The 26,315-nt window shown below is 67.1% G+C and carries 27 protein-coding genes; 12 read left to right on the top strand and 15 right to left on the bottom strand.

Features of this window, described 5'->3' with window-relative positions; translation table 11 throughout:
- The first annotated feature begins 166 nt into the window (after window positions 1–166).
- The 3 genes from queF (at window position 167) to IEW34_RS15055 (ending at window position 1,785) form a co-directional block, all read left to right on the top strand.
- Window positions 167–628 carry a preQ(1) synthase gene (gene queF, locus IEW34_RS15065; RefSeq protein ID WP_188610029.1) on the top strand — a complete coding sequence of 154 codons (462 nt, stop codon included), beginning with the start codon at window positions 167–169 and terminating at the stop codon, window positions 626–628.
- A 91-nt stretch (window positions 629–719) separates the two neighbouring features.
- A complete protein-coding gene (locus IEW34_RS15060; RefSeq protein ID WP_188610028.1) occupies window positions 720–1,178 on the top strand; it encodes a nuclear transport factor 2 family protein in 459 nt (152 codons plus the stop codon).
- A 19-nt stretch (window positions 1,179–1,197) separates the two neighbouring features.
- The gene (locus IEW34_RS15055; protein WP_188610027.1) at window positions 1,198–1,785 is read left to right on the top strand and encodes a TetR/AcrR family transcriptional regulator; all 588 of its coding nucleotides are present in this window, start codon (window positions 1,198–1,200) and stop codon (window positions 1,783–1,785) included.
- On the opposite strand, the gene IEW34_RS15050 is transcribed toward IEW34_RS15055, so the two are convergent.
- The 10 genes from IEW34_RS15050 to ureG form a co-directional block, all read right to left on the bottom strand.
- Window positions 1,780–2,457, bottom strand: a complete 678-nt coding sequence (locus tag IEW34_RS15050; protein ID WP_188610026.1) for an urease accessory protein UreF — start codon at window positions 2,455–2,457, stop codon at window positions 1,780–1,782. The two genes, IEW34_RS15055 and IEW34_RS15050, sit on opposite strands and share 6 nt — an antisense overlap.
- Window positions 2,457–5,558 (bottom strand): proton-conducting transporter transmembrane domain-containing protein, encoded by a 3,102-nt coding sequence (locus tag IEW34_RS15045; protein WP_188610025.1) that lies wholly within the window; start codon window positions 5,556–5,558, stop codon window positions 2,457–2,459. The genes IEW34_RS15050 and IEW34_RS15045 overlap by 1 nt, the downstream gene beginning before the upstream one ends.
- A complete protein-coding gene (locus tag IEW34_RS15040; RefSeq protein WP_188610024.1) occupies window positions 5,552–5,926 on the bottom strand; it encodes a sodium:proton antiporter in 375 nt (124 codons plus the stop codon). Before IEW34_RS15040 ends, IEW34_RS15045 begins: the two co-directional genes overlap by 7 nt.
- A gap of 11 nt (window positions 5,927–5,937) precedes the next feature.
- Complete coding sequence (gene mbhE / locus IEW34_RS15035; protein ID WP_188610023.1) at window positions 5,938–6,663, bottom strand: hydrogen gas-evolving membrane-bound hydrogenase subunit E; 726 nt, start codon at window positions 6,661–6,663, stop codon at window positions 5,938–5,940.
- Complete coding sequence (mnhG, locus tag IEW34_RS15030) at window positions 6,660–7,046, bottom strand: monovalent cation/H(+) antiporter subunit G (RefSeq protein ID WP_188610022.1); 387 nt, start codon at window positions 7,044–7,046, stop codon at window positions 6,660–6,662. The genes mbhE and mnhG overlap by 4 nt, the downstream gene beginning before the upstream one ends.
- Window positions 7,043–7,408, bottom strand: coding sequence for a Na(+)/H(+) antiporter subunit B (locus IEW34_RS15025; RefSeq protein ID WP_188610021.1), 366 nt, complete (start codon window positions 7,406–7,408; stop codon window positions 7,043–7,045). The genes mnhG and IEW34_RS15025 overlap by 4 nt, the downstream gene beginning before the upstream one ends.
- A gap of 2 nt (window positions 7,409–7,410) precedes the next feature.
- Window positions 7,411–7,671: an MrpF/PhaF family protein gene (locus tag IEW34_RS15020; RefSeq protein WP_188610020.1), complete on the bottom strand. Its 261-nt coding sequence runs from the start codon at window positions 7,669–7,671 to the stop codon at window positions 7,411–7,413.
- Window positions 7,664–8,191 (bottom strand): Na+/H+ antiporter subunit E, encoded by a 528-nt coding sequence (locus tag IEW34_RS15015; protein ID WP_244641996.1) that lies wholly within the window; start codon window positions 8,189–8,191, stop codon window positions 7,664–7,666. The genes IEW34_RS15020 and IEW34_RS15015 overlap by 8 nt, the downstream gene beginning before the upstream one ends.
- Window positions 8,192–8,397: 206 nt before the next feature.
- Window positions 8,398–9,687, bottom strand: coding sequence for a DUF1576 domain-containing protein (locus tag IEW34_RS15010; protein WP_188610019.1), 1,290 nt, complete (start codon window positions 9,685–9,687; stop codon window positions 8,398–8,400).
- A 111-nt stretch (window positions 9,688–9,798) separates the two neighbouring features.
- Window positions 9,799–10,422, bottom strand: coding sequence for an urease accessory protein UreG (gene ureG / locus IEW34_RS15005; RefSeq protein ID WP_188610018.1), 624 nt, complete (start codon window positions 10,420–10,422; stop codon window positions 9,799–9,801).
- 332 nt (window positions 10,423–10,754) lie between these two features.
- On the opposite strand from ureG, the gene IEW34_RS15000 reads away from it, so the two are divergent.
- The 5 genes from IEW34_RS15000 to IEW34_RS14980 all read left to right on the top strand — a co-directional run bounded on the left by IEW34_RS15000 (window position 10,755) and on the right by IEW34_RS14980 (window position 15,222).
- Window positions 10,755–11,639: an urease accessory protein UreD gene (locus IEW34_RS15000; RefSeq protein ID WP_505625754.1), complete on the top strand. Its 885-nt coding sequence runs from the start codon at window positions 10,755–10,757 to the stop codon at window positions 11,637–11,639.
- 123 nt (window positions 11,640–11,762) lie between these two features.
- Window positions 11,763–12,065 (top strand): urease subunit gamma, encoded by a 303-nt coding sequence (ureA, locus tag IEW34_RS14995; RefSeq protein ID WP_188610016.1) that lies wholly within the window; start codon window positions 11,763–11,765, stop codon window positions 12,063–12,065.
- Between the two features lie 10 nt (window positions 12,066–12,075).
- The gene (locus IEW34_RS14990) at window positions 12,076–12,387 is read left to right on the top strand and encodes an urease subunit beta (RefSeq protein ID WP_188610015.1); all 312 of its coding nucleotides are present in this window, start codon (window positions 12,076–12,078) and stop codon (window positions 12,385–12,387) included.
- Between the two features lies 1 nt (window position 12,388).
- Entirely contained in the window at window positions 12,389–14,092 is a 1,704-nt protein-coding gene (gene ureC, locus IEW34_RS14985; protein WP_188610014.1) for an urease subunit alpha, read from the top strand.
- Between the two features lie 77 nt (window positions 14,093–14,169).
- A complete protein-coding gene (locus IEW34_RS14980) occupies window positions 14,170–15,222 on the top strand; it encodes an urea transporter (RefSeq protein ID WP_244641995.1) in 1,053 nt (350 codons plus the stop codon).
- 259 nt (window positions 15,223–15,481) lie between these two features.
- Here IEW34_RS14980 and IEW34_RS14975 read toward each other — a convergent pair whose 3' ends face one another.
- The 4 genes from IEW34_RS14975 to secG all read right to left on the bottom strand — a co-directional run bounded on the left by IEW34_RS14975 (window position 15,482) and on the right by secG (window position 19,902).
- Window positions 15,482–16,651: an MFS transporter gene (locus IEW34_RS14975; RefSeq protein ID WP_188610012.1), complete on the bottom strand. Its 1,170-nt coding sequence runs from the start codon at window positions 16,649–16,651 to the stop codon at window positions 15,482–15,484.
- A 9-nt stretch (window positions 16,652–16,660) separates the two neighbouring features.
- Complete coding sequence (kdsA, locus tag IEW34_RS14970; protein WP_188610011.1) at window positions 16,661–17,548, bottom strand: 3-deoxy-8-phosphooctulonate synthase; 888 nt, start codon at window positions 17,546–17,548, stop codon at window positions 16,661–16,663.
- A 146-nt stretch (window positions 17,549–17,694) separates the two neighbouring features.
- Complete coding sequence (gene pyrG, locus IEW34_RS14965; RefSeq protein WP_188610010.1) at window positions 17,695–19,323, bottom strand: CTP synthase; 1,629 nt, start codon at window positions 19,321–19,323, stop codon at window positions 17,695–17,697.
- Between the two features lie 150 nt (window positions 19,324–19,473).
- Window positions 19,474–19,902, bottom strand: a complete 429-nt coding sequence (gene secG, locus IEW34_RS14960; protein WP_188610009.1) for a preprotein translocase subunit SecG — start codon at window positions 19,900–19,902, stop codon at window positions 19,474–19,476.
- Between the two features lie 327 nt (window positions 19,903–20,229).
- Here secG and IEW34_RS14955 point away from each other — a divergent pair, with 327 nt between their 5' ends.
- Window positions 20,230–20,862 carry a peroxiredoxin gene (locus IEW34_RS14955; RefSeq protein ID WP_188610008.1) on the top strand — a complete coding sequence of 211 codons (633 nt, stop codon included), beginning with the start codon at window positions 20,230–20,232 and terminating at the stop codon, window positions 20,860–20,862.
- Between the two features lie 149 nt (window positions 20,863–21,011).
- On the opposite strand, the gene tpiA is transcribed toward IEW34_RS14955, so the two are convergent.
- Window positions 21,012–21,773, bottom strand: a complete 762-nt coding sequence (gene tpiA / locus IEW34_RS14950; protein ID WP_188610007.1) for a triose-phosphate isomerase — start codon at window positions 21,771–21,773, stop codon at window positions 21,012–21,014.
- Between the two features lie 443 nt (window positions 21,774–22,216).
- On the opposite strand from tpiA, the gene IEW34_RS14945 reads away from it, so the two are divergent.
- The 3 genes from IEW34_RS14945 (at window position 22,217) to IEW34_RS14935 (ending at window position 26,315) form a co-directional block, all read left to right on the top strand.
- Complete coding sequence (locus IEW34_RS14945) at window positions 22,217–24,106, top strand: peptidylprolyl isomerase (protein ID WP_244641994.1); 1,890 nt, start codon at window positions 22,217–22,219, stop codon at window positions 24,104–24,106.
- Window positions 24,107–24,113: 7 nt separating this feature from the next.
- Window positions 24,114–25,631, top strand: coding sequence for an anthranilate synthase component I (trpE, locus tag IEW34_RS14940; protein WP_188610005.1), 1,518 nt, complete (start codon window positions 24,114–24,116; stop codon window positions 25,629–25,631).
- Between the two features lie 78 nt (window positions 25,632–25,709).
- On the top strand, window positions 25,710–26,315 hold the full coding sequence (locus tag IEW34_RS14935) for an anthranilate synthase component II (protein ID WP_188610004.1): 606 nt from the start codon (window positions 25,710–25,712) through the stop codon (window positions 26,313–26,315).

Here is a 26,315-nt window from a genome sequence, read left to right as displayed (position 1 = left end):
GCTCCGGTGCGATGGTCGTACGGACATGAAGGGGCCTCCCCGCTCGGCGGGAAGCCGCTAGCGCGCTTTTGACCGCTAGCAGCCTCCCTGGCAAGACGGGCGTGGCCGGGATGCCTTGCGCATGCGCATTGGCGCCCCGGCCGACCACAGCATGGATGACGGGCCAATGAGCGATCCCACCTCACACCTCCATCACCTCGGCCAGGGCAGCGCCATCCCGGCGACGCCCGAAGCCGCGATCCTCGATCGGGTGCCCAATCCGCACGCGGACACCGACTATGTCGCCCGCTTCACGGCGCCGGAGTTCACCTCCCTGTGTCCGGTCACCGGCCAGCCGGACTTCGCCATCCTGATCATCGACTACGTGCCCGACCGGTGGCTGGTCGAATCCAAGTCGCTGAAGCTTTACCTGCACGCCTTTCGCAACCACGGCGCCTTCCACGAGGATTGCACGGTGGCGATCGGCAAGCGGCTGACCGCGTTGCTCCAGCCCCGGTTCCTGCGCATCGGCGGCTATTGGTATCCGCGCGGCGGCATCCCGATCGACGTCTTCTGGCAGAGCGGCGAACTGCCCAAAGCGGTCTGGCTGCCCGACCAGGGCGTCGCGCCTTACCGCGCCCGCGGCTAGACGAGCTCGATCACCGACTGGAGCGGAGGTCTTGTCCGTCTAGACCAATCAGTCTACTGTAGACATCTTGGTCTAGACGGAGATGCACCGGATGGCTCTCACGCCCCCTTTCACACGGGACACCGCGATCGCGAAGGTCCGCATGGCGGAAGACGGCTGGAACAGCCGCGACCCCGAGCGCGTGGCTTTGGTCTATACGCAGGACAGCCGCTGGCGGAACCGGGCCGAGTTTCCCGTCGGGCGCCAGCAGATCGTCGCGTTCCTCACCCGCAAGTGGGCCCGGGAACTGGACTACCGGCTGATCAAGGAGCTGTGGGCGTTCGACGGCAACCGGATCGCCGTGCGCTTCGCTTACGAGTGGCACGACGACAGCGGCCAGTGGTTCCGCTCCTACGGCAACGAGAACTGGGAGTTCGCGCCGGATGGCCTGATGCAGCGGCGCTTCGCCTCCATCAACGATCTGCCCATCAAGGAAGCGGAGCGCAAGTTCCACTGGCCGCTCGGCCGGCGCCCGGACGATCATCCGGGACTGTCCGACCTCGGCCTGTGAGCGCGCCGTCGGCGATGTGATGGTGCGCGTCGTCAATGAGAAGGCGGATGTGGTTCCGCTCGTCGCCGAGGTGTTTCGGGAGCTCGGCTACGAGGGCGCGTCGATGAGCGCCATCACCGCGCGAACCGGGCTGTCGAAGGGAAGCCTCTACCACTTCTTCCCGGGCGGCAAAGAGCAGATGGCGGCGGACGTCCTCGCCCATGTCGATGCCTGGTTCGTGCGCGAGGTGTTCGAGCCCCTGGAGAGGGACGAGCCGCGGACGGCGATCGCGCACATGTGGACGACGGTCGATGCCTACTTCCGCTCCGGCCGCCGCGTCTGCCTCCTCGGCGCCTTCGCCCTCGACGAGACGCGCGACCGTTTCGCCGCCCCGATCCGGGCGTATTTCATTCGCTGGATCGGGGCGCTTGAGGGCGCCCTCGTTCGCGGCGGCGTGGAGCCGGCCATCGCCCGGCGGCTCGCCGAGGCCTCGGTGGTCGCCATTCAAGGTGCATTGACGCTGGCTCGCGCGCTCGACGACGACACCATCTTCGGGCGGACCCTGGCGGAGTTCGAGGAACGGGCCGACGCTGCGCTCGCACGAGCCGTCACGCCGGCTCGTCTATGAACGGAACAGCCGCGAATACTGCGTCTCGTGCCAGGCGCTGGCCATGGCCATCGCCACCGAGACATTGCCGATGGACTCGTCCTCGATCGTCCGTGCGATCGCCGCGCTCCGCTCGATCACCGGGACCGCCTCGATCAGGATTCGCTGGCCGGCCGTGTGACCGAGGCGCACGAGTCGAATGGCAGCCATTACCTGCCCCTCGACGATCGTCCACATCAGCCCCTTGAGCGCTGCGGCTGACCCCACCTGCCAATGGTCGGCGGCGATGGCGAAGGCGGCCGGATAGGTCAGCATCTGCCCGGCGGCTCGGAGTGCGCCGGGCACTTCCAGGTCACGGAGCAGTCGCAGCAGCGCTTCCCCCGTGCGGCGATCCTCGAGCTGCAATTCGCGGCTCTCTCGCCCGGCCGCGAGCCAGCCGTCGAGCTGTCGAAACTCATCGCCATCGCCGATGGAAAGGGCCGCCATCATCCGCCAGAACAGAGCGCCGTCGAGGCGGGCGTAGCTTTGCTCCAGCGTGCCGAGGATCCACTCGCGCGCCGTCGCCTCATCGCGCACCCAGCCGGCTTCGGTCGCGAACTCAAGGCCGCGCGAATAGGAGAAGGCGCCCACCGGCAGGCTGGGGCTCACCAGCCTCAGCAGGTGCAGCGGAACGGCATCGTCCGATGGCGACATCAGCTTCCGACCCAGAACCCAGCCGGCCCCAGGCTCGCGGCATAGAGGGCGAGGAAATAGACCAGCACGTAGAGCGCGTAAGTCTGGCCGTTGCCGGTATAGAGCAGCCGCACGGTGGCGGCCGCCGCCAACGTGGCGCCGGTGACCCCGTTCCAGAAGCCGGTCGCGACCGGTGGCAGGGAGCGCTCCAGCACCGAGCGGTAGTAGCCGTAGAAGCGCGACAGGCTGCCCGTGCGCCGGCCGGCGCCGCCGCGATAGACGAGCCAGGCGGCGATGCCCAGCACGGCGGCCGCCGCCACCGCGGCGATCATCACCGGTGTCGGGTTCCAATAGCCGTAGATCGTGTAGAGCGACTTGCCCTCCCAGACCAGCGTCGCCGCGAACTGCGGATCGATCGCCGCCGACACCGGGTCCATCAGAAGCTTGGGATAGAGCGACAGGACCAGGATGCCGGCGGCCAGCAGGAGCTGTGGCGCGATCAACGTCGGCGGCACTTCACGAGCCCTCGCCTGCCCGGCGGGCGGGACGCCGAGGAACAGGCCGGCGACGAGGCGGATCATGTAGAGGAAGCCGAGGAAGGTGGCGACGAGACCGGCGAGGGCCAGCCAGGTCCAGCCCTTCTCCGCCATCGCTGACAGCAGCAGCCACTTGCCGCCGAAGCCCATGAGCGGCGGCAGGCCCGACATGGAAAGGATGGCGAAGGCGACGAGGACGAAGCTGACGGGCATGGCGCGGGCGAGGCCGCCCGTGCCGGCAAAATCCCGCGTGCCGGTGCGCCAGATGATGCCGGCCACGGCGAGGAACAAGATCCCCTTCACCATCATGTGGTTGGCAACCAGGTAGAGCGCCGTCACCCAGCCGAGGTGGCTCATCAGCGCGATCGCGGTGACGATGTAGCCGAGTTGGCTCATGCTCGAAAAGGCGAGCAGGAGCTTGAAGTCGCTCTGGCGCAGCGCCAGCAACGCGCCGGCGATCGTCGTCAGCATGCCGACCCAGGCCATGCCGTGCGCCATCTCGATGGAGACCTCGGACCGGGTCGCCAGGTAGGTGCCGATCAAGAGCCCGAACATCGCCACCTTGCTGACCACGGCCGACAGCATGGCGGTGAAGTCGTCGTCAGCCTCGGCATACGCGCCCGGCAGCCAGACATGCACGCCGATCGCGCCGGCCTTGATGAGAAAGCCGACCGCCAGCAGCACGAAGGCGACGGTTGCGTCCGGCCCGCTGGTGACGAGCGCCGACAGGCTGGTCGTGCCGCTGAGCGCGGCGATCCCGGCGAAGCCCGCCAGCAGGAAGAAGGCGGAGACGAGCGAGAACAGAAGGAAGGTCAGGACATGCGGCCCCGCGCCCCTGCCTTTGGCGATCAGGAAGCAGGACGCCAGCGTGATGATCTCCCAGCTGAAGAAGAATTCGAGGCTGGTCGAGGAGCGCAGCAATGCCGGAATCGAGATCAGCAGGATGGCCAGCATCGGGTAGTAGCCCGGCCGACGATCGCGGCGATAGAGCCCGGCAGCGGCGATCACCAGACTGCCGGCGAGCAGCAGCGCGGCAAAGAGCCAGGCGATGCCCTCCGCGCTCCAGGCGAGCCAGCCGCCAGCCAGCGCCACGGCAACGAGCGTCAGCACGCCCTCCACCCGGCCCGGCAGCCGGTCGAGCGTGTAGAGCGCGAGGCCGACGAGGAGCGGGGCGAACAGCCAGGCCTGCCCGGCGCCCGACATCCGCGCCGCGAGATAACCGGCGCCGACGAGGAGCAGCGCGACGCCGTAAACCGGCAGCAGGGCGATGAGGTCCGGCCCTTCGCCCGCCCGCTCGTCCGAGGGGCGCAGCGCTCGGACGAACCAGTTGAACATGTAGGCGGCCTCGAGCAGGGAGCCCGCCAGTATCAGGGCGACCCACGGCAGACGGCCCATGCCGGTGAGCTGCATCACCAGCTCCCATTTCGCCCAGAAGCCCGGGAAGGGCGGCAGGCCTGCGATGGCCACCATGAAGAGCGCCAGGAGCCCGAGCAGCAGCGGCCGCCCCCCCAGGCTCGCGTGTGCCTCGACGTCATCCTGCCTGAGCACGCCGGCGAGCCAGAACAGGCCCGCCTTGGCGAGGAGATGGTTGATGAACAGGCCGCCGACGACCAGCGGGATCGAGGCGCTGGCGCCGATCTCGGTCAGGAGCGCCAGCGCCAACAGCATCAAGCCCATCTGGCTGATCGAGGAATAGCCAAGCAGGCGCTGCACCTTGGTTTGCGTGCAGCCGATGAGGTTGGAGAACAGGAAGGTGATGCCGCCGCAGATGGCAATGAGGCCGAGCTGCGCCTCGAATAGCGGCAGCAGCTTGACGAGCGCGAAGAACACGCCAGCCGAGACGCCGACCGAGACCAGCGACGCCACGCCGCTCGGCGCCGTCTCGTAGACGTCGAGACCCCAGCCATTGGCCGGGAACGGCTTCAGCTCGATGATCAAGCAGCCGAGGACCATGAGCAGCGCGGTGGCGCCGATCGGCCCGGTGATCTGCTGGCGTTCGGCGATCAGCGTGTCGATGTTGAGCGTGCCGGTGACGTAGTAGAGAAGCACCGTGCCGAGCAGGAGGAAGGTCGAGGCGATCACCGTCGCCATGATGAACTTGAACGCCGCGGCGATCGCCGCCGGCGTGCGGTCCAGCGCCAGCAGGCCGTAGGTGGCGATCGAGACGATCTCGAGGAAGACGAAGAGATTGAACAGATCCCGCGTCATCACCATGCCGTCGATGCCCATCACCAGGATGAGGTAGAGCAGCAGCGCGCCGTAATTGCCCTTGAGGCGGTCCCACAGATGCAGCGCGCCGAGCATGGCGACGAGGCCGACCGGGACGGCGAAGAAGCCCTCCCACAGGCCGAAGCGCAGATTGATCGAAAGCGGCGGCGCGAAGCCCGCGGTCAGCACCTCGATCGGCGTGCCGCTGCGGTACACGTCGAAAAGCGACACGCCGCTCACGGCGACGATGCCGGCCAGCGCCAGCCAGAAGCCCGCATGCAGCCACGCCTTGCCGAGCCTGTAGAGCAGCGGGATGACGAAGCCGCCGCCGAGGCCGAGCAGGAAGATGTTCAGCGGGTGAAACAGCGACGCTACCATTTCGACTCCGTGAATGCGTCGATGGAGAGCGTCTTGCGGGCGGCGTAGAGGCGGATGGCGAAGCCCAGCATGACGGCCGTCACCGAAAAACCGATGACGATCGCCGTCACCACCAGCGCCGAGGGAATCGGGTCGATGGCCCGCTCGGTCGCCGCCGCCGTGGTGAGCGCGCGGTCGATGATCGGCGCGGTGCCGCCGGTGATGTAGCCGGTGGCTACCATGACGATGTGCAGCCCCGTGTCGATCAGGGCGAAGCCGATGATGATCCGCATGATGTTGCGGTGGGTCAGCATACCCCACAGCCCGATCAGCGCGAGGCAGAAGCCGGTGATCAGGAGGATGGTGGAAACCGGAAGCCCCGTCGTCATCTCGCCTCCGCTCAGCCCCTGAACCGGTCGATGATGACGCTGAGCTCGGCCCCGACCTTGATGCCGAGCAGGGCCGAAATCAGCGGGATGGCACCGGCGCTGACGAAGGCGCCGAACTCGCCCTTCGGCAGGAAGCGCGGATCGAGGAAGCCGGCCGCGAAGACCAGGCCGACGAGGCCGAGCGACACATAAAGGACGCCGGCAAAGGACTCGATGACGCTGAGGAGCGCGACGCTCAGCCTCGAGCCCGGCCGGGCGAGCAGCATCAGCATGGCCCCGGACGCAACGATGGCGCCGCCCTGGAAGCCGCCGCCCGCTGACAGATGGCCATTGACGATGACATAGGCGCCGAAGACGAAGATAAGCGGGAGCAGGACGTCGGTTCCGGTCCGCACGATCTCACTCGGTTCGCGCAGCGGCGCATCGTCGGCCGTATGCTCGCCGATCCCGGCCGCGGCAGCCTCGCTCGCCGCATTGGGCTCGTCCTTCTTCAAGAGCAGGCCAATGCTGGCCGCCACCATGAACAGCACCGCCACCTCGCCGAGCGTGTCGAAGCCGCGAAAGGTGATGAGGATGCCGGTGACGATGTTGGGCGTGCCGAGCTCGAGCGGCGCCTGCGTCACGTACTGAGCGGCGAGCGGCCGCAGCGCGCTCAGCTCGGCATAGCCGCCGACCAGCCGGACGAAGACCAGTCCGAACAGGGCGACGACGAGCGCGACAATGACATGGCGCGTCATCGCCCCGTCCTTTCGCCGGGCGGCCCGCCCCTCGCCGACCCCTCGGGCGGCGCACCGTCGCCGCCCGCATCGTCCTCGGCCAGCGCATCGGCCATGGTGGCCGAGGTCATCGGCGTGCGGATGCGGTAGGCGGCGCGCGAAAGTGCGTGCGAGGAGACGGGATTGGTCATCAGCACGAAGTAGATCACCAGGATCAGCTTGAAGATCCAGCCTGGGTGATAGAAGGCGAGCCCGGCCAGGACGAGCATGTTGCCGAGCGTCGTCGCTTTGGTGCCCGCCTGGATACGGGTATAGGCGTCCGGCATGCGCAGGAGCCCGAGCCCGGCCGAAAACAGGAAGACCGCGCCGGCGAGGATGAAGAGGCTGCCGATCAGTTCGATCATGCGCCGCCCCTCGCCTTGTCGGGCTTGCCGCGGGCAGAGCTGCCATGGCCGGTCTCGTCGCCCGCCGCCTGGCCGGGGTCGGGCCTGCGGCCATCCGTGTTGCCGCCCACCGTGGCGCCGTCGGTCTTGCCGCCGTCGGTCTTGCGGATGGCGTAGAGGAAGATGAAGGTGGCGAGGCCGGAGCCGATCGCGGCTTCCGCCATCGCCACATCGGGCGCGGCAAGCAGCAGGAACGACACCGCCGCGAACAGGCTGGCGAGGCCCGAGCTCACCATCGCCGGGAGAAGATTTTCGAGGCAGATGGCGAGGAGCCCGGAGATGAGGATGCTGGCACAAACCAGCAGGAGCAAGAGCTCGAGCATAGCTAAAGCCCCCTTTCCAGGAAGCGCGCCAACGCCAGCACGGCCAGGAAGCTGAGCAGGCCGTAGACCAGCGCGACGTCGATATAGACGAAACGGCCGGACACATGCGCGTAGAGCGCGATCAGCGACAGCGAGATGACCGTCAGCGTATCGACCGCGACGATGCGGTCGACCAGCGTTTTGCCGAGCACGAGGCGGATGATCGCGAAGAGGATTGCGAAGAAGATCAGCACCGCCGCGATCTGGATGAGGATCTCAGCCAAAGATCTGCTCCAGATGCTCTTCGAACGAACCGGCCATGGCCGCGCTCACGACCTCGACATCGGTCGACCTGACATCGATCCAGTGGATGTAGAGGACGTCGTCCTTCAGATCGAGGACGAGGGAACCGGGCGTCAACGCGATCGTATTGGCAAGCGCCAGCCGCCCGATGGGCGACCTCAGCCGGGTGCGGACCCGCACGATGCCGGGCCTGATGTCGATGCGCGGCGAATACACGATGCGCATCATCGCCAGGTTCGCTTTGACCAACTCGACCAGGAAGGTGCCGGTATAGGCGAGGAAGTGGTAGAAGCCGGCCGGCGTCCAGCGGATCCGCCGCCACGCCTCGCTCGATGCGGCGAAGGCATAGGCCAGGGCGAAGGTGACAGCCGCGCCGAGCAGCGCGACCTCGATCGCCGGCGTGGAATTGGCGGCCATCCAGACGACGAACAGCACGACCCAGAGACTGACCATGCCTTGGGGGGGAAAGCCGGGCCGGTTTTCCTGGCCGTTCACGGGCATGACGCGATCTCCGGAAGGACGCGCTCGGGCAGGACGTCATAGCGTGAGTTCGCCTGGGAAACACCTTTGCGCCACCATGGTGGCGCACGGCCCCATGACGTGCGCGAGAGAGCTCGGCTCGGCCGTCCCGTCACCCGACTGCTCCGCGACCGTTGAAAGGTCCCGCACGACAAGGGCCGGCACGCTCCATCCCGCGCAGAGCCATGCTATGGCTCGTCCGTCGCATCGGTCGAAGCGCGCGATTGGATGGCGAGGATCACCGGCGCCACGACCGATGCGACGATGCCGGCAGCGAAGCCATTGTTGTAGAGGTTGAGGCCCCCGTGCAGCGCGCCGACGGTCAGGACGGTGGACGAGTGCACGAACCCGGCGACGATACCCCACCCCCAACCGAAGCGGCCCGCGATCGGCGCCAGCGTCGTCCCGAACAGGGCCGCAAGAACGATGGAGGGGTCCGCCGCCCCCCAGGGCTTGGAGAGAGACGCGAGGAACACCCCCGCCATGATCGGCACGAAATTGCGCGGATGCTTGCCATACGCTGCAAAGCCGACGACTGAGAATATCGCCCCGATCACCGGGCCGTTCAGGTCCCCTCCGATGGCGATGACATAAGCGGTGGTGAGCAGGCCGCTGACGCCCATGTTGACGAATGTCGGGGCGACGCCGGCGATGGCGATGAAATCGCAGGGCGAGCGGCCGTCGAGTCGGAGAATCGATCTCAGCTTGGTCAGCGCGGCGCGATCGAGGATGAGGCCGCCGCCGATCATGGCGAGGAACAGCACGCCGATGAAGCTGCCAAGCAGGAGATTGTGGCCCGTGCTCCAAATGAACACCGGCTCGGCCACGAAGCCGTAGGATTTGTAGATCGCGACGACAAGCGTCCCGATGATGCCCGCGGTGAAGCCCATATTGTAGAGACTGAAACCCGCATGCGCGTTGAAGAGCTGGGCGGCGGCCGGTGCAAGGATGAAGCCCATCGTCGCCCCGGTTCCGAGCGCAAGCGGCAGCGACAGGTGCAGCGGCAAGGTGGTGCTGAACAAGATCTCCGAGACGACCGGAGACAGCGCGCAGCCGAAGAACGCCGTATTGATGTGCTTGGCGAACGGCTCTCGTTTGAAGCGCGCATAGACATAGACGCCCAGCACGATCGGCCAGATGTTGATCAGGTTCTTGCCGAACAGGGCAAATCCCAGGACGAGCATCAGGCATGCCACGGCCCCGCCACTGATCGTCGCTCCGCTCGCCCGGTAGATGAACGTCACGATCAGGGTGAGCAGGCCCGCGTTGACCAAGGCTGCTCCGATCCCGCCGAGGCCCATATAGTCGGTAATGAGCGTGTCCCGGGCCATCAGGATACGGCCCAACCCGGCGAACACCTCCGCAGGTCCGGATACCACGAAGCCAAACGCGACCAATGCAAAGGCAACCGCGGCCACGCACAGCAGCAAGGCGCCCTCCGAAAGCGGCTGCGTGACGAGGACCTGCTCTTGTGCCATGCCTTGTATTTCCCGTTCGACCTCCGTGCGCGCCGCGCAAGGATTTGCGGCCCGTAAGGGTCGCCAGCTGGCACGTCCCGCAGGTGATGCCGCTGCTGGCACTCCCCCAGGTTATGACGGCATTCTTAGCCCACCGGACGCGACGATGAAGTCGATGACGGCATCCAGGCCCTTGCCACGGGAGAGGTCGGTGAAGCCGAAGGGACGCTTTCCGCGCATGCGCGCCGCGTCCGCCTGCATGACGTCGAGATCGACGTTCACGTAAGGCGCAAGGTCGGTCTTGTTGATGATGAGGAGGTCGGAGCGGGTAATGCCCGGCCCGCCCTTTCTGGGAATGTCTTCTCCCTGGCAGACAGAGATGACATAGAGCGTCATGTCGGCAAGATCCGGTGAGAATGTCGCCGCCAGATTATCGCCGCCAGATTCGATGAAGACGATATCGAGGTCGGGAATCCTCCGATTGAGTTCGGTGATCGCTTGTAGGTTGATCGATGCGTCTTCGCGGATCGCCGTGTGCGGGCAGCCGCCGGTCTCGACGCCGACAATACGGTCCTCCGACAGCGCCTGCCGACGCGCCAGGACCAAAGCGTCCTCTTTCGTATAGATGTCGTTGGTGACGACGGCGATGGAGAACTCGTCCCGCATCGCCTTGCACAATTTCTCCGTCAGCATGGTCTTGCCGGAACCGACGGGGCCGCCAATGCCGACGCGGAGAGGTCCGTTCGTGGATGTCATGCGTGCAAAGACCCCGAGTTTCCGACCTAAGTGCATCGGCCGCCAGCTCGGCGCGCCGAGCTGGCGGCCGTGAGACTCGCGACTTATCCGTCAGTATCCAATATCGCGCACGCGTGTGCGATCATAGACTCGTACGCACCGGCAATCCGGGACGTCTCGCATGAATCCGGGACACCCGGCACATCATCCCGATTGCCGCCTGCGCTATGATTGTTCGCTTTGGTGCACCGACCGGCGTATGCGATACAGTTGTCCGATAGTTGCGCACATCCCAGGGTCGCGATTTGCAGTGCTCGAGTGAGACAGACACACGCGAATGCGAGGGCGCGACTCTGCCCTCCAAAGCCCCTTGCCTGCCCGACATATCGATTGCGCGGGTCCGCTACACGTCCGCGCCCGCCAATTGGCACGCCGAGCTCGAGCTCTGGTTCGCGCCCGCCGCCGGCAAGACGCGGCTGATGCGCCGTCGCCATCTCGGCCCCCTGGTCGTCCAGAAGCCGTTCCATCCCGAGAAGGATGGCACCTGCCACGTCTACCTGCTGCACCCGCCGGGGGGCGTCGCGGGAGGCGACCGGCTCGACATGCGCTTCCACGTCGCGCCCGGCGCGCGCGCGCTGATGACGACCCCGGCCGCCACCAAATTCTACCGCGCCGATCACGGGCCGAGCACGCAGCTCACAACCGTTGACGTTGCCGACGGCGCGGTCTGCGAATACCTGCCGCAGGAAACGATCCTGTTCGACGGCGCTCACGCGATGATCGACACGCAGGTCCGCCTCGCCGGCGAGGCGGCCTATGTCGGCTGGGACCTGTTCTGCCTGGGACGGCCTGCGGCCGGCGAGCGCTTCGCACACGGTCATCTGCGGCAGCGCATCGAGGTCACCCGCGACGGCCGGCCCATCTGGTTCGAGCGCGTGCAGCTTCCCGGCGGCTCGCCGGCCGCCGCGGCGGCGCATGGGTTGGCCGGGCATTCGACCTGGGGAACCATGATCTATGCCGGCCCCTTGCCGGAAGACGCGGCCGAGCGCGTCCGCGCCGCGGTGGCTCCGGACGGCGCGGGCGTCTTCTCCGTCAGCCAGCTCGAAGACGTGGTGGTCTGCCGCTATCTGGGACCCCGCGCCTCCACCGGAAAGGCGCTCTTTGTCCGCGCCTGGGACGCGCTTCGGGCGTCAAGCCAGGGCAAGGCGGCCAGCCCGCCGCGCATCTGGGCCACCTAGAGCGGGATGTTGTTTCCTTGAATCATCATCCCGCTCTAAGTCTTTATTTTGGGCACGATCTTGACCAAGAGGCGGTGTCCACTTTTGGGGTCATGCTCCAACACAGGTCGAAAGGGCTCCGCGATGGAACTGCTGCCACGTGAGAAGGACAAGCTTCTGATCTTCACCGCCGGCCTGGTGGCCGAACGACGGAAGGCGCGCGGTATCAAGCTGAACTACCCGGAAGTGATCGCATATATCTCCGCGGCTCTCCTGGAGGGCGCCCGTGATGGCAAAACCGTCGCCGAACTGATGTCCTACGGCGCGACGCTGCTGACGCGCGACGACGTCATGGAGGGCGTGCCGGAGATGATCCACGACATCCAGGTCGAAGCCACCTTCCCCGACGGGACCAAGCTGGTCACCGTCCACAATCCGATTCCGTGAGGAATACGCCATGACCCCGGGCGAATATTTCATCGAGGACGGCGACATCGAACTCAATGTCGGCCGCGAGAAGCGGTCGATCGACGTCGCCAATTCCGGCGACCGGCCGATCCAGGTCGGGTCGCATTACCACTTCTACGAAACGAATGCCGCGCTGCTGTTCGATCGGGACAAGGCGAGAGGGTTCCGCCTCAACATTCCGGCCGGAACGGCGGTCCGCTTCGAGCCGGGCCAGGCGCGCACGGTCGAGTTGGTGGCGCTCGCCGGCGAGCGCGCGGTCTACGGCTTCAACGCCAAGGTCATGGGAAAGCTGGAGGGCTGAGATGACGCGCATTGCCCGCGAGCACTATGCCTCGCTCTACGGCCCGACCAAGGGCGACCGTATCCGCCTCGCCGACACCGAGTTGGTGATCGAGATCGAGGAGGACCGCACCGTCTATGGCGACGAGGTCATCTTCGGCGGCGGCAAGGTCATCCGCGACGGCATGGGCCAGAGCCAGAGGAACGCCGCCGAGGTCGCGGATCTCGTCATCACCAGCGTGATCATCGTCGACCACTGGGGCATCGTGAAAGCCGATGTCGGCATCACGGACGGCCGCATCTCGGGCATCGGCAAAGCCGGCAATCCCGACATCCAGCCGGGCGTCACCATCGTCATCGGCCCCGGCACGGACGTGATCGCCGGCGAGGGCAAGATCCTCACTGCCGGCGGCATCGACACGCACATCCACTTCATCGCGCCGCAGCAGGCCGAGGAAGCACTGACGAGTGGCACGACGACCCTCGTCGGCGGCGGCACCGGCCCCTCCGTCGGCACGCTCGCCACCACGGTCACGCCAGGCCCCTGGTACATCCACCGCATGCTCGAGGCGGTCGAGGAGCTCCCGATCAATGTCGGCCTGCTCGGCAAGGGCAATGCCAGCCTGCCAGAGCCGCTGCGCGAGCAGGTCCGCGCCGGCGCCATCGGGTTGAAGCTGCACGAAGACTGGGGCACCACCCCCGCCGCCATCGACAATTGTCTCACCGTCGCCGACGAGATGGACGTGCAGGTCGCGCTGCACTCGGACACGCTGAACGAGAGTGGATTCGTCGCCGACACCTTCGCGGCGATGAAGGGCCGCGCCATCCATTCCTTCCACACGGAGGGCGCGGGCGGCGGCCACGCCCCGGACATCATCACCGCGGCGGGCCAGGAGAACATCCTCCCCTCCTCCACCAACCCGACCCGGCCCTACACGGTCAACACCATCGACGAGCATCTCGACATGCTGATGGTGTGCCATCACCTCAGCCCGGAGATCCCCGAGGACGTGGCCTTCGCGGAGTCCCGCATCCGCAAGGAGACGATCGCGGCCGAGGACATCCTGCATGACCTCGGCGCCTTCTCGATGATGTCGTCGGACTCGCAGGCGATGGGCCGCATCGGCGAGACGACGCTGCGGTGCTGGCAGACGGCGCACAAGATGAAGGTGCAGCGCGGACCGCTGCCCGAGGACAGCGCGCGCAACGACAATTTCCGCTGCAAACGCTATGTCGCCAAATACACGATCAACCCTGCCATCACCCATGGCTTCGCGCATGAGATCGGCTCGATCGAGGTCGGCAAACGCGCCGATCTCGTGCTCTGGAAGACGGCCTTCTTCGGCGTCAAGCCAAGTCTGGTGCTGATGGGCGGCATGATCGCCACGGCGCCGATGGGGGATCCGAACGCCTCGATCTCGACGCCGCAGCCGGTGCATTACCGGCCGATGTACGGCGTCCTCGGCCGGGCGCGCGGCAAGACCGGCGTCACCTTCGTCTCGCAGGCCGCCCTTGCCGACAAGATCGGCGACAAGCTCCAGCTCCAGAAGCAGCTGGTCGCGGTCAAGGGCACGCGCGGCGTGCGCAAGAAGGACATGATCCACAACACGCTGACGCCGAAGATCGAGGTCGACCCGCAGAACTACCAGGTGCGGATCGACGGCGAGCTGATCACCTGCGAACCGGCGGACAGCCTGCCGATGACGCAGCGCTACTTCCTGTTCTGACGGGATCGGCAGCAGCCGGCACGGACCCCACCGGACCGGAGATGTCCGGTGGGGTTTTTGTTTCGGGGGAGAGAGACGTGGCCCAGACAGATCTTCCGTTCCAGGACCGGTATCGTGACCATCCGGCGTTCGGCTTCGCAGATTGGTGCCTGCGCGGCATCGGCCAGGTCGTATTCCAGAACAACCCACTGTCGGGGCTGATCATCCTGCTGGCGCTGTTCTTCAACTCGGCCGTATACGGCACGATCTGCATCCTCGGCGTCGTGGTGGCAACGGGGATGGCGATGCTGCTTCAGGCCGACCGGGTGCTGATGCGCGATGGCCTGTTCGGCTTCAACGGCGTGCTGGTCGGCCTGGCGCTGGTCGCCTTCACCAGCGCCGACTTTCGCACCGGCGCCGTGCCGTCGCTGCCCATGGCGGTCTATATCGTCTTCGCCGCCGCCATGACGACCATCGTGTTCCAGGCGCTGGCGACGCTGCTCGGGCCGCACAAGGTGGCGGCCCTCACCGCGCCCTTCGTGCTGACCGGATGGCTGTTCCTGTTCGCGGTTCTGAAGTTCGCGGCGATCGAGGCGGGGCCGCTGGCGAAGCCCGTTTCGCCCGACCAGTTCGACGCGGCCGTCGCCTACACGCTGCCCACCTGGTACATGGGCATCGGCAATGCCATCGGGCAGATCTTCTTCCAGGACAATTGGATCACCGGCTACCTGATCATCGTCGGCATTGCCGTCAATTCCCGCATCTCGGCCGGCATGGCGCTCGTCGGCGCCGCCGGTGCGGCACTGGTCGCGGTCGCGTTCGGCGGCCCGGAAGGGGCGATCCGCGACGGGTTGTTCGGCTACAACTCCGCCTTGACGGCGATCGCGCTCGGCGGCTTCTTTCTGGTGCTGACGTGGCGCAGCTTCCTCTACACGCTGTTCGGCATCGTCGTGACCACCTGGCTCTGGGCGTCGGTCGCGATCTTCCTGGAGCCGATCGGCATGCCGGTGCTGACCTCGACCTTCGTGCTCGTCACCTGGCTGATGCTGCTCGGCCAATACGGCTTCAGGGCGCTGGTGCCCGTGCCGCCGGCCGAAGCCACGACGCCGGAGGACAACCGCAGGCGACATATCGGCTCTGTCACACGTTAGAGTGTTCCGCCCATGGATGAGATCATCCAAGGGCGCAGACATGCTCTAGAGTATTTCCGCGCTTCTTCGAATCGCCGAGATGCTCTATCTGTTTGATTTGTCGCGTTTTCTTCACGCGAACCGGCGTCCACTTCGCTCAAAAACGCTCTAGAGCATTTCTCGATCAGATGGAATCATCTGATCGGTTAGAAATGCTCCAAGTCTTTGAATCTGGAGCGCTTCTCCCTGATCGGGTGGTTCCACCCGATCAAGAAGCGCTCTAGGCCGATGCCGACGTCGCTTCGGCTCGCGAGCCGAGCAGGATCGCGCAGGCAATGCCTACCATGGCGATGACCAGGGCGGACGTGGCGAGGGTCGCAAACACGCCGATCGTCGTGAAGCCCGGGCCGTAGATGACCGGTCCGAGCGCCTGACCGGTCATGAACGAGCTGCCGTGCATGGCGACCGCCGAACCGCGGTGAATCGCCGACAATTCCGTGGCCTGCACCTGCATCGAGTTGTGCAGCGTGTAGAAGCCGATGCCCAGCACAATGAAGGCGATGGCATCACCTTGCCATGGCAGGCCGAACGCGACGGCGAGGAGCGACAGGCCGGCCACGATGCCGCCGCCAGCCATCATGCCGGCGGTGCCGAGCGATGCGACCAGGCGCGGTGCAACGGCGGCGTAGAGGATCCCGCCCAGCGGAAAGCCGGCGATCACGAGGCCGGCGATGGCAGGACCTCCCTCGCCGCGCGCCTCGAGCAGCAGGGCGACGAACGGCAGCAGGCCGAACACGGCGAGCCCTTCGAGGAAGACCGCGATGAAGCAGACCTTGGCGCGTGGGTTTCGGAGCACGCTCCGGAATCCCTCTATCACCCCCGCCGCAGGCTTGTCGGTGTGGGGCTGCTTCGCCGGCAGCACGGCGAAAAGCGCCGCCGCGGCGACGGCCGACGTCGCCGTATAGATAAGGAAGACGCCGCGCCAATCGACGAGGTCGACCAGGAGGCCGGCGCCGATGGCGCCAAACAGCGTGCCGCTGATCGTGGCCGCGAGCATCTTGCTGAGCACGGCCTGCCGCTGGTCGAGGGCGACGCGGTCTCCGATCAGCGCGATGGTCGCGGGGAAGATGCCGGCGGACGCCGCGCCGCAGACGACCCGCAGGGTAAACAGCGTCCCGAAGCCCCACGCAAAGGCGCTGGCAAGGCCGCCGATGGTCATCGCCACCATGCAGATGCGGATCACCACCTCGCGCCCCACGCGGTCGCCAATCGGCCCGAAAGCCAGTTGCAAGAGGCCGAAGGGAAGGGCGAAGGCGGTCGACAGCAGCGCGACCCGCTCGGGCGCCGTCTCCAGATCGCGGGCGATCAGTGGCACCAAGGGGTCGATGGCACGGCTGAACAGCGACGAGGCGAAGCAGGCGAAGGCAAGAATGTACTGGAGGCGCCCCATCGACCGGGCTCAGCCCGCCCCGCCCGCCATGCCCGGCGCCGGGGCCATCGATTTCGCCAGCCGGTCGAAGGCGAGGAGTTCGCCGAGTAGCGCTTCCATCTGGCTCAGGGGCACCATGTTCGGCCCGTCGGATGGTGCCTTGTCGGGGTCGGGATGGGTCTCGATGAATACGCCGGCGACGCCGACCGCCACCGCCGCCCGCGCCAGCACCGGCACGAAGCGGCGCTCGCCACCGGACGACGCGCCCTGCCCGCCTGGCTGCTGAACCGAATGTGTGGCGTCGAAAATGACGGGGGCCCCCGTCTCTTCGGCCATGATCGGCAGCGAGCGCATGTCCGAGACCAGGGTGTTGTAGCCGAACGAGGCGCCGCGCTCCGTGACGAGCACATCGGCATTGCCGGCCGCCGTCAGCTTGGCGACCACGTTCTTCATGTCCCACGGCGCCAGGAACTGCCCCTTCTTGACGTTGACGACACGGCCGGTGCGAGCTGCGGCGACGAGCAGGTCGGTCTGACGGCAGAGGAAAGCCGGGATCTGGAGAACGTCGACGACCTCCGCCACGGGCTGGCACTGGGCCGCATCGTGCACGTCGGTGAGAATGGGCAGCCCCAGCGCCTCCCCGATCTCGGCGAACACCGGCAGCGCGTCCGCAAGGCCGATGCCACGGGCGGCGGCGGCCGACGTGCGGTTGGCCTTGTCGAAGGAGGTCTTGAAGACGAGCCCGAGGCCGAGGCGCTGGGTGATCTCGCGCAGGGCTGCCGCCACCTCCAGGGCATGGGCCCGGCTCTCCATCTGGCAGGGGCCGGCGATCAGCGACAGCTGGAGGCCGTTGCCGAAGCGCACGGGATGGGCCCGATCGGCGCCCACGGTCACGATGGAGTTTGCGGAGGTGGTCATGGGCGAGGCTATAGCCGGATCGCCCGGCCCGCGCATCCGGCAAGTTTGCATGGCGACAGCGCGTTTCGATCGGTGGAATCACCGGCCGAGCGGCACCTCGGATGCAGGCAACGGGAGCCCGTCCCCGCGATCGGGACAGGCGCGCGTCAGACCAGCCGGCTCTGTTCGATCGCTGCCTTGACGAAGCTCTCGAACAGCGGATGCGGCTCGAACGGCCGCGACTTGAGCTCCGGGTGGAACTGCACGCCGATGAACCAGGGATGGTCCTCGTATTCGACCGTCTCCGGCAGCAGGCCGTCCGGCGACACTCCGGCGAAGCGCAAACCCTTCGCTTCCAGGCGCGCGCGATACTCCATGTTCACTTCGTAGCGGTGGCGATGGCGCTCGGAAATGTCGGTCGTGCCGTAGATGGAGGCGATCCGGCTGCCCGGTGCCAGCAAGGCCTGATAGGCGCCGAGCCGCATGGTGCCGCCGAGATCGTTGCCCGCCTGCCGGCGCTCGAGTTCGTTGCCGCGCAGCCACTCGGTGAGCAGCCCCACCACCGGCTCGGGCGTCGGGCCGAACTCGGTGGAGTTGGCGTCAGCGACGCCGGCGAGCGAGCGGGACGCCTCGATGACCGCCATCTGCATGCCGAAGCAGATGCCGAAATAGGGCACCCGGCGCTCGCGGGCGAAGCGGGCCGCCTTGATCTTGCCCTCCGCGCCGCGCTGGCCGAAGCCGCCGGGCACCAGGATGCCGTGGACATGCTCGAGAAATGGCGAAGGATCCTCGCTCTCGAACACCTCGCTCTCGATCCAGTCGATGTTGACCTTGACCCGGTTGGCGATGCCGCCGTGGGTAAGGGCCTCGATCAGCGACTTGTAGGCATCCTTCATGCCCGTGTACTTGCCGACGACGGCGATGGTGACGTTGCCCTCGGGGCTGTGCACACGTTCGGAAATGCCCTGCCAGCGGGAGATCTCCGGCTCGGGCGCACCCTTGATGCCGAAGGCCGCGAGCACCTCGCCGTCCAGACCTTCCGCGTGATACGAGACCGGCACGTCGTAGATCGAGGCGACATCGCGCGCCTCGATGACCGCGCTCTCCCGCACGTTGCAGAACAGCGACAGCTTGCGTCGCTCCTCGCGCGGAATCGGACGGTCGGTCCGGCAGAGCAGGATGTCGGGCTGGACGCCGATGGATCGCAGCTCGGCGACCGAATGCTGGGTCGGCTTGGTCTTGAGCTCGCCGGCCGATGGGATGTAGGGCAGCAGGGTGAGGTGGACGTAGATCGCCTGGCCGCGCTCCAGCTCCTGCCCCAATTGGCGGATGGCCTCGAGGAACGGCAAGCTCTCGATGTCGCCCACGGTGCCGCCGATCTCGACCAGCACGAAATCGTAGCCGTCGTTGCCCGACAGCACGAATTCCTTGATAGCGTTGGTGACGTGGGGGATCACCTGGACGGTGGCACCTAGATAATCGCCACGGCGTTCGCGCGCGATGATCTCCGAATAGATGCGGCCGGTCGTGATGTTGTCGTTGCGGCTGCCGGGCCGGCCGGTGAACCGCTCGTAATGACCCAGGTCGAGGTCCGTCTCCGCCCCGTCGTCGGTCACGAACACCTCGCCGTGCTGATACGGGCTCATCGTGCCCGGATCGACATTGAGGTAGGGGTCGAGCTTGCGCAGCCGCACCGTGTAGCCACGGGCCTGCAGCAAAGCGCCGAGGGCCGCCGACGCCAGCCCCTTGCCGAGAGAGGACACCACGCCGCCGGTGATGAATACGTACCGCGTCATGGGACTCGCTGCGTACATGGAGTCGTGCGCGTTGGCGAGGGGGGCCGATGCATTACCCCTAGACCACGAGCACAGACCGGGCTTCACAATCGCGAGCGAAGGGCCCGAGGGGCCCTCGCCGCGCCACGCCGTCTGTCGCGGATGCCGCGCCTATTGCTGCGTCGGCACCTGCGGACTGGCCGGGGCGGCCGGCGCCGAGGGCGCCGGCGGGGCCGATGAATTGCCCCGGCCCTCCTGCAGACGCTTGAGCTCATCGAGCACGCCGCCGGCCGGGGCCGACGGATTGGCCGGGCTCGCGGGCGCTCCGGGAGCGGGCGGCGCGTTGGTATCGAAGATCGAGCGCGGCGCCCGACTCATCCCGGCCAGGATCGAGAGCGCCAGGCTGGTCACGAAAAACAAAGTGGCCAAAATCGCCGTCGTCCGCGTCAGTACGTTGGTCTGACCCCGCCCCGTCATGAAGCCGGACACGCCGCCTCCGCCGCCGAGGCCGAGGCCCCCGCCTTCCGAACGCTGGATCAGCACGACGCCGACAAGCGCCAGAACGATGAGCAGATGAACGACGATCAGAACGCTTTGCATGAGTAAGGGTCCGCGGACGGCCGGATGACGCCCGACATATAGGGAGGGATCAGCGGCGCATCTAGCACGGCGCCCCGCCGCTTTCAAAGCGGCGCTGGCGCGGGGCATCGCTCGGCCGATCGCGGCCGCCGGCGAAAAAAATGCCCCCGACCATCCAACGGAAAGATAAATTTTCCCGCGGAGCGTCAGATATTGAATACTTCATTCTTATGAAGTTCATTCTTTGATTAAAACACAAGGATGTCTTGCAATAGACGTTGAAAATGAAAAAATACAAAAACTCGAAATCATCAAACAACCGAACAAACAGAGACGGAAGGGTTTGCAATGGGGCTCCAGATCGGTGACATCGCACCTGATTTCCAGGCCGAAAGCACGGAAGGCAACATCCGCTTCCACGAGTGGCTCGGCGATTCCTGGGGCGTTCTGTTCTCGCACCCCAAGAACTTCACACCGGTCTGCACCACCGAACTCGGCTACACGGCAAAGCTCAAGCCCGAGTTCGAACGCCGCGGCGTCAAGGTCGTCGGGCTCAGCGTCGATGCCATCGACGCGCACGCGAAATGGGCCGACGACATCGAGGAGACGCAGGGCCACAGGCCCAACTTTCCATTGATTGCCGATGCTGACCGCCGGGTGGCGACGCTCTACGGCATGCTGCATCCCAACGCCAGCGACACCCTGACGGTCCGCTCCGTGTTCGTCATCGGTCCCGACAAGAAGGTCAAGCTCACGCTCAACTACCCGGCGAGCACCGGCCGCAACTTCGATGAGGTGCTGCGCGTCATCGATTCCCTCCAGCTCACGGCACGGCACAGCGTCGCGACCCCGGTGAACTGGAAACAGGGCGACGATGTCATCATCGTGCCGGCTGTCTCCGACGAGGCGGCCAAGGAGCGGTTCCCGGGCGGCTGGACAACGCTCAAGCCCTATCTGCGGGTGCTGCCGCAGCCGCGCTAAGGCTCAGGACGCCGGAGCGGGCCAGCGGCCAAACAGCGCATGAGCGCTCCTCGCGCAGCGCAGCGCTCCAGTTTCAAAAAGCAGCGCTCCAGTCTCAACAGCTGGAGCGCTGCCTGCGAGCGGTGGTTTCCACCCGCGCGCGGAACGCGCTAGCTGACGGCCGCGCCGGCAATCGCCAGGAAATCGGCGGCGACGAGGCTCGCTCCCCCCACCAGCGCGCCGTCCACATCGGCGATGGCCAGCAACTCGCCCGCATTGGCGGGCTTCACAGAGCCGCCATAGAGCAGGCGGACGCCGTCGGCGGCCGCACCGAACCGCTTACAGAGGCCGTCGCGCATGAAGGCGTGCATGTCGGCGACGTCCTGGGCCGTCGGCGTCAAGCCGGTGCCGATGGCCCACACCGGCTCATAGGCGACGACGAAGTCACAGGGACCATCCGGCACCGAGGCGAAGAGTTGGGTCCCGACGACCTCCAGCGCCTGCCCGGCGTCCCGTTCCTGCCGCGTCTCGCCGACACAGATGATCGGCGTCAACCTGGCGCGGCGAGCGGCCAGCGCCTTGCCGCGCACCACGCCGTCGCTCTCGCCGCAATAGGCGCGACGTTCGGAGTGGCCGACGATGACCATAGTCGCCCCCGCGTCGGCGATCATCTCGGCCGAAACCTCGCCGGTGAAGGCGCCCAACGGCTCGGCATGGCAGTCCTGCGCACCGATGGCCACGCGGGAGCCGACGGCAACGACCGAGAACATGTGCAGCAGCGGCGCGGGCGGGCAGACCAGAAGATCGACCCCGGCACGCAGGGCCGGGTCGTAGCCCTCGATGATCTCACCCAGCGTGCGCGCGGCCGGGACCTTCAGCCCGTGCATCTTCCAGTTGCCCGCGATCAGCGGACGGCGCGTGCCGTCGGCCATATGTCGGCCCCTTTCTACTGTCTCCGGCCGCAGCGGCGGCATCGCCAATCCCGCAGCCGGATATCCCGTGGTCATGGTTGCGGCGTGCTCAGAGCCGTTGCCGGCCCCGGCGAAAGCCACCGTCGCCTCTAACAGAGGCCCCCGTGGGCTGCAACGGAACCCTGCCAAATCAGTGATTTGAGGCGGGGACTTGCAAAACCGATTCACGGCACTCCTCAGACTTTGATTCAACGCGGCCGCCGCGCGAATGCCGGCTTCGGCAGGCAGCGGCTCACGCCGTTCTTTGACGGCTGTGTTTCGCGGCAGCTTTGGGCTATGACCGCAACGCCGCGCAACAGCCGCCGGCACTTGCGCTTCCGGCCGGAGGCGCACACTCGTCGCAGGACCGGCAGCGCTTCGCCGGCCAAGGCTATGGAAGGTCGCTGGCTCTCATGCTTCAGGGTATGCGTAACGCAACGGCAGGCTGGGTCGGACGCATCGTCGTCGGCCTGCTGTTCGGCTTGCTGATCATCTCGTTCGCGGTCTGGGGCATCGGCGACATATTCCGCGGCTACGGGCGCAACACGGTCGCCATGGTCGGCTCGACCGAGATCACCATGGATCAGTTGCGCACCGCCTATCAGAACGAGATCCAGCGTCTGACGCGCCAGTACCGCCGCCCCATTACGACCGACCAGGCGCGCGCCATGGGCCTCGACGCCCAGGTGCTCGGGCGCCTGGTGACGGACGCCGTGCTCGACCAACAGGCCAAGACCATGGGCCTCGGCATCACCGACGCGTGGGTCATCCGCAGCATCGAGAACGATCCGAACTTCCGTGGCCCCTCCGGCCGCTTTGACCGAGCGCAGTTCGCCGACATCCTGCGCAACAACGGCCTCAGCGAGGCCGCCTACCTGCAGGATCAACGCGCGGCGCTGACACGGCGCCAGATTCCGAGCGGGATTAGCGGTGGTCTGGCGGTGCCGGAGACGTTGCGGGAGGTGGCCTTCCGCTTCGGCGCCGAGCGGCGCTCGGTCGATTATTTCGTCCTCCCGGCGACGGCGATCACCGAACCCGGCACACCCGAGCCGGCGGAGCTGGAGCGCTTCTTCAACGAGCGCAAGACGAGCTTCCGCGCGCCCGAGTACCGCAGTCTCACCGTCCTCGCGTTGACACCCGAAACCCTGGCCAAGCCGGACGCCGTCAGCGACGCCGACGCCCGCGCCCGCTACGAGCAGGTCAAGGGGACCCAGTTCGGCGCGCCGGAGCGGCGCCAGCTGCAACAGCTGACGTTCCCCGACGACGCCGCGGCCGCAGCCGCGGCCGCGGCGATCAAGGCGGGCAAGAGCTTCGATGACATCGCCAAGGAGCGGGGGGTCGCCGAGAAGGATCTCGATCTCGGCACGGTATCGCGCGCCGAGATATTTGATCCGGCAGTCCGCGACGCCGCCTTCTCGCTCGTCGCCGGCGGCGTCAGCGAGCCGTTGAAAGGGCGGTTTGGACCGGTGATCGTGCGCGTCGCGTCGATCACGCCGGAGGCAGTGAAGCCATATGAGGAGGTCGCGACGACCATCAAGCGGGAGCTTGCGCTGGCCAAGGCCCGTAGCGAAATCGCCGACCTGCACGACCGGATCGAAGATCAGCGGGCCAGCGCCAAGCCGCTTGACGAGATCGCCCAAAGCCTCGGCGTGACGCTGACGACGATCGACGGCATCGACCGCCAGGGCAACGACAAGGCCGGCAAGCCGGTCGCAGCCGTTCCCGACCGGGAGGCCCTGCTCGCCGCCGCCTTCGCGAGCGACATGGGCGCCGACAACGAGGCCCTGCGTACCGCCGACGGCGGCTATGTGTGGTTCGACATCACCGCCATCGACGCCAGCCGGGATCGGCCGCTCGACGAGGTGAAGCCGGCCGTGATCGCGCTGTGGCGCTCGGACGAGATCGCCAACCGCTTGGCGGCCAAGGCGCGCGAGCTGGTGACCAAGATCGATGGCGGCGAGGCGGTCGCCGCTGCGGCGGCCGGCCTTCCTGTCAAGTCCGTCGACCAGATCCAGCGCGGCGTCGCCCGCGACGAGCTGTCGGAGCCGGCGGTCACGCAGATCTTCGCGACCTACGCCGGCAAGGCGGGCTCGGTCGCGGTGGCCGACGGCAATGCCCGTGTCGTCTTCAAGGTGACGTCGGCGACCGTTCCGCCGTTCGGCCCCAATGCGCTCGATCCGCGCCTGGATGAGCAGATCAGCCTCGCCGTCACCGACGACCTCCTCACCCAATACGTGCGGCGGCTGCAGAACGAGATGGGCATCACCGTCAACCAGCAGGCGCTGCGCAACGCCATCGGCGCCGCCGCGGAGTAGGCATCCGATGCAGATCACTCCCCCGCCCGGCCAGGCCGCGGAACTCTATGCGGCGGGCCAGCCGTTCGTGCTCAGCACGCGCCTCGTCGCGGACCTGGAGACGCCGGTCGCCGCCTTCATGAAGCTTGCCCGCCAGCCCGGCCCGTCGTTCCTGCTGGAATCGGTGGAAGGCGGCGCCGTTCGCGGACGCTATTCGATGATCGGCTTGGCGCCCGACCTGGTCTGGCGCTGTATGGACGGACAGGCGGCGATCAACCGGGCGCCCGACGAGGATCCGGAGGGCTTCGTCCCGGAGACGCTGCCGCCGCTCGAGAGCCTGCGCCGGCTGATCGCGGAGAGCGAGATCGCCCTGGCGGCCGATCTGCCGCCGATGGCCGCAGGCATCTTCGGCTATCTCGGCTACGACATGGTCCGGCAGATGGAGCGCCTGCCCGACGCCAATCCAGACCGCCTCGGTGTTCCCGATGCGATCCTGCTGCGGCCGACGGTGATGGCCGTGTTCGATTCGGTCCGAGACGAACTCACCCTGGTGGCGCCCGTGCGGCCGCGGCCCGGCCTCGGCGCCAAGGCGGCCTTCGAGGCGGCTGCCGAACGCCTGGAGGCGGCCGTCGCGGCGCTCGATGCGCCGCTGCACGCCGACGCCCGTCCGGACGTCGACGGCCTGGCGCTGCCCTCGCCCGTATCCAACACGACGCCGGCTGAATTCGAGCGGATGGTCGCCCGCGCCCAGGAATACGTGCGAGCCGGCGACGTCTTCCAGGTCGTGCTCGGCCAGCGCTTCGAATGCCCCTTCCCGCTGCCGGCCCTGTCGCTCTACCGGGCGCTGCGCCGGGTCAACCCTTCGCCTTACCTGTGCTATCTCGACTTCGCCGGCTTTCAGATCGTCTGCTCCAGTCCGGAGATCCTGGTGCGGTCGCGGAGCGGCAAGGTCACCATCCGGCCGCTCGCCGGCACCCGCGCGCGCGGCGCCACCGAGGCGGAAGATCGGGCCTTGGGCGAGGACCTGCTGACGGATCCCAAGGAGCGGGCCGAGCACCTGATGCTGCTTGATCTCGGCCGCAACGACGTGGGCCGCGTGTCGAAGACCGGCACGGTCAAGGTCACCGAAAGCTTCGTGCTGGAGCGCTACAGCCACGTCCAGCACATCGTCTCCAACGTGGAGGGCGACCTCGATCCCCGGCACGACGCGCTCGATGCGCTGATCGCCGGCTTCCCGGCCGGAACCCTCTCCGGGGCCCCCAAGGTCCGTGCCATGGAGATCATCGACGAACTGGAGAAGGACAAGCGCGGGCCGTTCGGCGGCTGTATCGGCTACTTCGGTGCCAACGGCGAGATGGACACCTGCATCGTGCTGCGCACGGCAATCGTCAAGGACGGCCGCATGGCGGTGCAGGCCGGGGCCGGCGTGGTCTACGATTCCGTTCCGGCCGCCGAGCAGCAGGAATGCGTGAACAAGGCCAAGGCGCTGTTCCGGGCGGCCGAGGAGGCGGTCCGCTTCGCGGCCGCAGCCCGCCGGGGCCAGTGAGGCGCTCTGCCTTGACCGCGTGGCGGCTTCGGGGGCAAAGGTGCCCTTTGGCACCGCCGCAGCAGCCCTGACCCGCTCATGCCCCGCATCGTCCTGATCGACAACTACGACTCCTTCACCTGGAACCTGGTGCATCTCATCGGCGCACTCGGGGTCGATGTCGATGTGCATCGCAACGACACGGTGACCGTCGGCGGAGTCGAGGCCATGAAGCCCGACGCCATCGTGCTGTCGCCGGGTCCGTGCACGCCAAACGAGGCGGGCATCTGTCTCGATCTGGTGGCGACGCTCGGCCCCTCGGTGCCGACCTTCGGCGTCTGCCTCGGCCTCCAGGCGATCGGCCAGGCCTACGGCGGCGACGTGGTGCGGGCCGAACTGCCCATGCACGGCAAACTGTCGAAGATCCATCACGACGGCCGCACCATCTTCCGCGGCATCAACGGCCCCTTCGCCGCGACGCGCTATCACTCCCTCGTCGTCGACCGCAGGACCTGCCCGGCACCGCTGTCGGTGGTGGCCGAGACAGACGACGGCACAATCATGGGATTGTCGCACACGGACCACCCCGTGCACGGTGTGCAGTTTCATCCCGAGAGCATCCTGTCGGAGCACGGCTCCGCCATGATGCGCAATTTCCTCGATCTCGCCGCCGCGTGGAACAGCGCCCGGCGCCGGCCTGCCTGA

This window comes from Chelatococcus reniformis (genome assembly GCF_014640075.1).
Taxonomy (GTDB): domain Bacteria; phylum Pseudomonadota; class Alphaproteobacteria; order Rhizobiales; family Beijerinckiaceae; genus Camelimonas; species Camelimonas reniformis.
This window is presented reverse-complemented; position numbering and strand designations above follow the sequence as displayed.

Bases quoted from the DNA above. Each gene is read 5' to 3' on its own strand.
- queF (WP_188610029.1), top strand. From the start codon at position 167: ATGAGCGATCCCACCTCACACCTCCATCACCTCGGCCAGGGCAGCGCC.
- IEW34_RS15060 (WP_188610028.1), top strand. From the start codon at position 720: ATGGCTCTCACGCCCCCTTTCACACGGGACACCGCGATCGCGAAGGTC.
- IEW34_RS15055 (WP_188610027.1), top strand. From the start codon at position 1,198: ATGGTGCGCGTCGTCAATGAGAAGGCGGATGTGGTTCCGCTCGTCGCC.
- IEW34_RS15050 (WP_188610026.1), bottom strand. From the start codon at position 2,457: ATGTCGCCATCGGACGATGCCGTTCCGCTGCACCTGCTGAGGCTGGTG.
- IEW34_RS15045 (WP_188610025.1), bottom strand. From the start codon at position 5,558: ATGGTAGCGTCGCTGTTTCACCCGCTGAACATCTTCCTGCTCGGCCTC.
- IEW34_RS15040 (WP_188610024.1), bottom strand. From the start codon at position 5,926: ATGACGACGGGGCTTCCGGTTTCCACCATCCTCCTGATCACCGGCTTC.
- mbhE (WP_188610023.1), bottom strand. From the start codon at position 6,663: ATGACGCGCCATGTCATTGTCGCGCTCGTCGTCGCCCTGTTCGGACTG.
- mnhG (WP_188610022.1), bottom strand. From the start codon at position 7,046: ATGATCGAACTGATCGGCAGCCTCTTCATCCTCGCCGGCGCGGTCTTC.
- IEW34_RS15025 (WP_188610021.1), bottom strand. From the start codon at position 7,408: ATGCTCGAGCTCTTGCTCCTGCTGGTTTGTGCCAGCATCCTCATCTCC.
- IEW34_RS15015 (WP_244641996.1), bottom strand. From the start codon at position 8,191: ATGCCCGTGAACGGCCAGGAAAACCGGCCCGGCTTTCCCCCCCAAGGC.
- IEW34_RS15010 (WP_188610019.1), bottom strand. From the start codon at position 9,687: ATGGCACAAGAGCAGGTCCTCGTCACGCAGCCGCTTTCGGAGGGCGCC.
- ureG (WP_188610018.1), bottom strand. From the start codon at position 10,422: ATGACATCCACGAACGGACCTCTCCGCGTCGGCATTGGCGGCCCCGTC.
- ureA (WP_188610016.1), top strand. From the start codon at position 11,763: ATGGAACTGCTGCCACGTGAGAAGGACAAGCTTCTGATCTTCACCGCC.
- IEW34_RS14990 (WP_188610015.1), top strand. From the start codon at position 12,076: ATGACCCCGGGCGAATATTTCATCGAGGACGGCGACATCGAACTCAAT.
- ureC (WP_188610014.1), top strand. From the start codon at position 12,389: ATGACGCGCATTGCCCGCGAGCACTATGCCTCGCTCTACGGCCCGACC.
- IEW34_RS14975 (WP_188610012.1), bottom strand. From the start codon at position 16,651: ATGGGGCGCCTCCAGTACATTCTTGCCTTCGCCTGCTTCGCCTCGTCG.
- kdsA (WP_188610011.1), bottom strand. From the start codon at position 17,548: ATGACCACCTCCGCAAACTCCATCGTGACCGTGGGCGCCGATCGGGCC.
- pyrG (WP_188610010.1), bottom strand. From the start codon at position 19,323: ATGACGCGGTACGTATTCATCACCGGCGGCGTGGTGTCCTCTCTCGGC.
- secG (WP_188610009.1), bottom strand. From the start codon at position 19,902: ATGCAAAGCGTTCTGATCGTCGTTCATCTGCTCATCGTTCTGGCGCTT.
- IEW34_RS14955 (WP_188610008.1), top strand. From the start codon at position 20,230: ATGGGGCTCCAGATCGGTGACATCGCACCTGATTTCCAGGCCGAAAGC.
- tpiA (WP_188610007.1), bottom strand. From the start codon at position 21,773: ATGGCCGACGGCACGCGCCGTCCGCTGATCGCGGGCAACTGGAAGATG.
- IEW34_RS14945 (WP_244641994.1), top strand. From the start codon at position 22,217: ATGCGTAACGCAACGGCAGGCTGGGTCGGACGCATCGTCGTCGGCCTG.
- trpE (WP_188610005.1), top strand. From the start codon at position 24,114: ATGCAGATCACTCCCCCGCCCGGCCAGGCCGCGGAACTCTATGCGGCG.
- IEW34_RS14935 (WP_188610004.1), top strand. From the start codon at position 25,710: ATGCCCCGCATCGTCCTGATCGACAACTACGACTCCTTCACCTGGAAC.